This window comes from Klebsiella sp. Ech2A (assembly GCF_030078455.1).
GTDB lineage: Bacteria > Pseudomonadota > Gammaproteobacteria > Enterobacterales > Enterobacteriaceae > Klebsiella > Klebsiella terrigena.
In genome coordinates this window covers 1-3,678 of the sequence record NZ_JAQGFU010000301.1, presented here as the reverse complement: position 1 = coordinate 3,678, position 3,678 = coordinate 1, and the positions used below count along the sequence as shown (strand labels likewise).

The 3,678-nt window shown below is 61.7% G+C and carries 4 protein-coding genes and 1 pseudogene; 1 reads left to right on the top strand and 4 read right to left on the bottom strand.

Annotation, left to right across the window (positions count from 1 at the left end; translation table 11 throughout):
* On the bottom strand, nucleotides 1-714 hold a 714-nt coding region (locus tag PFH44_RS25860; protein ID WP_283826598.1), incomplete at its 3' end, for an aldehyde dehydrogenase family protein.
* A gap of 234 nt (nucleotides 715-948) precedes the next feature.
* Between PFH44_RS25860 and feaR the strand changes: the two genes are divergently transcribed.
* Complete coding sequence (gene feaR / locus PFH44_RS25855) at nucleotides 949-1,857, top strand: transcriptional regulator FeaR (protein ID WP_283826597.1); 909 nt, start codon at nucleotides 949-951, stop codon at nucleotides 1,855-1,857.
* Here the strand turns inward: feaR and PFH44_RS25850 are convergent, their stop codons facing one another.
* The 3 genes and pseudogenes from PFH44_RS25850 to PFH44_RS25840 form a co-directional block, all read right to left on the bottom strand.
* Nucleotides 1,858-2,181 carry a YdbL family probable chaperone protein gene (locus PFH44_RS25850; RefSeq protein WP_283826596.1) on the bottom strand — a complete coding sequence of 108 codons (324 nt, stop codon included), beginning with the start codon at nucleotides 2,179-2,181 and terminating at the stop codon, nucleotides 1,858-1,860. It abuts the gene before it with no gap.
* Between the two features lie 7 nt (nucleotides 2,182-2,188).
* On the bottom strand, nucleotides 2,189-2,359 hold the full coding sequence (locus tag PFH44_RS25845) for a YnbE family lipoprotein (protein ID WP_406627072.1): 171 nt from the start codon (nucleotides 2,357-2,359) through the stop codon (nucleotides 2,189-2,191).
* 14 nt (nucleotides 2,360-2,373) lie between these two features.
* Nucleotides 2,374-3,666 (bottom strand): annotated as a pseudogene (locus PFH44_RS25840) (intermembrane phospholipid transport protein YdbH family protein); the annotation flags it as partial.
* Between the last annotated feature and the right edge of the window lie 12 nt (nucleotides 3,667-3,678).

The following is a 3,678-nucleotide window of genomic DNA, read 5'->3' as shown; positions in this document are numbered from 1 at the left end:
GGTTAACGCCGCCCCGCACTCCGCGCCGCTGCCGGTGACCACGTTAAATACGCCGTCCGGCACGCCGGCTTCGCTCGCCAGCTCCGCCACGCGCAGCAGGGTCAGCGGCGTGGTCTCCGAGGGCTTAATCACGATGGAGCAGCCTGCCGCCAGCGCCGGCATCACCTTCCACATACCGATCATCAGCGGGAAATTCCACGGCACGATCCCCGCCACCACCCCGACCGGCTCCTTGCGGGTCCACGCCTGGTAGCGCGCGCCCTGCGGGAACGGAATCGACACGTCCAGCGTGCGGCCGCTGATTTTGGTGGTCAGCCCGGCGGTGTAGCGCATCCAGTTCAGCGTACAGCCGACTTCAAAGGCGCGGGAGATATTAATCGACTTGCCCTGCTCGAGGGTCTCCAGCTGCGCCAGCTCCTCGCCGTGCTGCTCAACCAGGTCGGCAAAGCGCAGCAGGATACGTTCGCGATCGGCCGGCGTGCGTCCTGCCCAGCTGTGGGAGACAAACGCGCGCCACGCCGACATCACGGCGCGGTCGACGTCCGCGGCACCGGCGTCCGCCGTGCTGGCTATCGCCTCCCCGGTCGCCGGGTTCCAGACGGTCAGCCGCTTTTCGCTCTGTACCGCCTGCTGGGCGCCGTCGATATACACGCCATGCTGTCTGTCTAAAAACTGCTGTACGCTGGCAAGCAGCGCTACCTGTGCTGTGGACATATCGCTTCCTTATTCCTCACGGATCGTGAATTCAGTCTACGACGCGCTCAGGCTTCGCGCTTTTTTCTCTGTGACATTCGTTTTTGCCGCTGTGACAGCCGCCGCAATTAGGCATATTGCGCGGGCAAAAATGTGCCTCAGGTAATAGTTCTTTCATATACTCCGCGCTTCGCTCTTGTTTGGCGCAGCGTAAATGCAACAATACGAAAACATTATTATTACAAGAGACGAGCTATGGCGGCGGCAGATAACGGACAGGACTACCAGCGCTGGTTGGCGAAAATCAATCAGGTCTGCGGAAACTTTGCCGCACGTCCGCTGGACAGCGACTTTCACGGGGAGATTGACGCCAGCTATGCCGGCAATCTCAAGGTCAGCACCGTCACCGCGCGCGGCGTCAACCTGTACCGCACCCGCAACGAAATCAGGCGCGATAACGACGCCTGGTTTTATACCGTATTCCAGCTCTCCGGCCAGGCGGCCATCGAGCAGGACGATCGTCAGGTGGTGCTGGAAGCCGGCGATATCACCCTGATCGATGCCTCCCGCCCCTGCTCTATCTTCTGGCAGCAAACCTCGCGCCAGGCGTCGCTGCTGCTGCCCCGCCAGCTGCTGGAGCAGCAGCTGCGCGGGAGCGAAATCAGCATCGCCACCCGTCTGGGCAAGTCCCTGCCGATGGTGCAGCTGAGCCAGCGTCTGCTGCACGAAAGCATGAGCAGCCCGGCGCTTTCGCAGAGCGAGAGCGAGGCCGCTCTGGAAGCCATCGTCTGCCTGCTGCGCCCGATGCTGCACCATCACGAAGCCCAGCCGTCGCGGCGGGAGAAGCAGTTTCAGAAAATTATGGCTTTGATTGATGAGTCGATTCAGGCGGAACATCTGCGCCCGGAGTGGCTGGCCAGCGAAACGGGGATGTCGGTGCGCAGCCTCTACCGGCTGTTCGCCGATAAGGGGCTGGTGGTGGCCCAGTATATTAAGAACCGCCGTCTGGATCTGTGCGCGCGGGCGCTGAGCAACGCCCACGATGATGAAAAGCTGGCGGGGATCGGCTACAGCTGGGGCTTTAGCGACCACAGCCACTTCTCGACCGCCTTCAAGCAGCGCTTCGGCGTTTCACCGGGAGAGTACCGCAAGCGCTGCCGCTGATTACTTACGCAGCCATTTGCCGTTCAGACCCTGGACGTATTCACCCGGCTGCGCCCGCGTAACCAGCTTCTGGCCGGCCATTTTCGCCACCTCATCCACCGGCAGGTTGTTCTCATCCGCCAGCCGCTGATAGCCTTCGCTGCGCGCGGCGTTGATCTGCTTCACCAGATCCAGCGTTTCCCGGTCCTGGCGCAGCGGGGCAAGATAGCCGCTCTGCGTTTCGCCAACTCGTCCCTGCTCCCGCGCCTCGCCGAGCGTCAGGGCCATCGCCGGGGCGCTAAAGAGCGCCAGCGCCAGGGCGGTCGTCAACAGTCGTTTTCTCATCGCCACCTCAGAACAGGTCGCTACGCGACTTGAGCAAATTCTCGACGTCCTTATCCACTTTGATATGAATCTCATGTTCAATTTTGACATTCATATTGATGGTGATCGGCTCCTTCGATGCCGCAATCTCAATCCGCGGTGTACAGCCCGTCAGCAGTATCGTCGTTGCCAGCAGCATCGTTAGCAGTTTTATCATCGTTGTTCCTTAGCGCCTGTCCCAACAGGCGTACAGTGTTGCTTATCCTTACAGCGCTGAGCGGGAAGCACCGCATTCTGTTCAAGCCATGCCTGCAGGTTGTCGCCGAAGCGCAGGCTGCGCCACAGGTCAAAAATGTTCTCTTGATGAGAGTAGTTGAGATGGACCGTATTACTTCTCTCCCCGACGCGGCTGGTGCCGCTAATCGTCGCCTGCAGCGTCAGGACGCCGAGATTATCGAGATTAATGCGCGTCCACGAGCGGGCGATCTCCATATAGCGCAGCCAGTTGATCGCTGCGCCCGCTGAAATATTGTCCTTCACCATCGCATCGGCCATATCCGGGTCAAGGCGCAGGGTCATCGGACCGGGGTTACTCAACCAGCCGTCCTTGACTATCCATTTTTCGTTATCCAGCCACAGCGGCAGCGCGCCGTTAAACGCGCCGGACATGGCGAACTGTTTGATATTCACCGCGCTCACCAGCTCACTGCTGGAGATGTGCCGCAGGCGCAGCAGCGCCGGATCGTGCTGCGGCATGCGCAGCTGCTGCATGGTCAGCTGGCCGCCGAGAATATCGACGCTGACGTTGCTGAGCTGCAGCGGACTGCTTTCGCTCCAGGGATACGAGCCCTGCAGGTCGGCGGTGAGATTCCGCGCCGTCACCTGGTTAACTATCTCGCCGATGCGCAGCGAAACCGGCCGCCGGGTGCCGAGCTGCCAGGTTCCCTGGCTAAAGCGAAACGGCAGCACAAAATCGACGCCGTTGATCTGATTATCCGGCATCCAGGCGCTTCCGCCTTTCAGCACCCCGTGCCCGCCGGCCTCAAAGCCCTGATCGGCCGCGGCGGAGAAGGCCACCTGGGCGTACAGCGCTCCTTCGCGCAGGTTCATTTTCCACTCCGGCGGCAGCAGCGGCTGGAAGACGGTCAACGACTGCTTCGGCCACCACGCCTGGCCGCGCAGGCGCTCTCCGTCCCAGCGGCCGGTCAGCCGCACGGGGCCGATTTTATTGGCGTGCAGCGACCCGTTAAACTGGAACCAGGTCGGGTCGCGCCCGTCGAGGCTAAATTTCAGCGTGGAGGGCGGCAGCTCGCTGCCGCTGCTAAAGCTGGTTTTGCCGGCATCCAGCGACAGCGCGCCGGTCAGCTTCGGATGCTGTTCGTCGCGCAGCCAGCGAATCGGCTGTTCCAGCGTCAGCCGCGGGGTGCTGACCAGCATGGTGCCGTACTGCAGCTTATCGAAGCCGGTCGACAGGCTGTTCAGGACGATGGCGCTGTCCACCCACTCCTGCCCCTTTTA

What these genes read in the sequence shown, in the direction of transcription:
- PFH44_RS25850 (WP_283826596.1), bottom strand. Translation starts at nt 2,181, where the DNA reads ATGAGAAAACGACTGTTGACGACCGCCCTGGCGCTGGCGCTCTTTAGC.
- PFH44_RS25845 (WP_406627072.1), bottom strand. Translation starts at nt 2,359, where the DNA reads ATGCTGCTGGCAACGACGATACTGCTGACGGGCTGTACACCGCGGATT.
- feaR (WP_283826597.1), top strand. Translation starts at nt 949, where the DNA reads ATGGCGGCGGCAGATAACGGACAGGACTACCAGCGCTGGTTGGCGAAA.